We start from the raw sequence: 414 nt of genomic DNA on the forward strand, positions 1-414 counted from the left end.
GGCCTATGCCGAGCCGAGCTACGACATTTTGAATGGTGCGGCCTTCCTGAAGCTGAGGGGCGAAGGGTCGGCCTATCAGTCGCTGGATTCGGCTTCCAAGTTCGTGCTGGCCGAACGTGTCGCCATCGGTTCGATCGTGGGCACCGGGCTTCAGAATGTGCCGGCCGACCGGCGCTTCTATTCCGGCGGCGGCGGTTCGGTGCGCGGCTACGCCTATCAGGGCATCGGTCCGAAGGATTTCACCGGCCAGCCGATCGGCGGCCTGTCCTTCTTCGAAACCTCGGTCGAGATGCGCATCGCCATCACCGACACGATCGGCATCGTGCCGTTCGTCGATGCCGGCACCGTGTCGACCAAATCGGTTCCCGATTTCTCCGATGTCAAGGTCGGCGCCGGCGTCGGCCTGCGCTATGT

At 63.8% G+C, this 414-nt stretch carries 1 protein-coding gene; it reads left to right on the forward strand.

The features are described 5' to 3' along the window. On the forward strand, window positions 1–414 hold a 414-nt coding region (locus EN994_RS35100; protein WP_164746609.1), incomplete at both ends, for a BamA/TamA family outer membrane protein.

Origin of the sequence: Mesorhizobium sp. M7A.F.Ca.CA.002.09.1.1, from assembly GCF_003998555.1 — a bacterium.
GTDB lineage: Bacteria > Pseudomonadota > Alphaproteobacteria > Rhizobiales > Rhizobiaceae > Mesorhizobium > Mesorhizobium ciceri.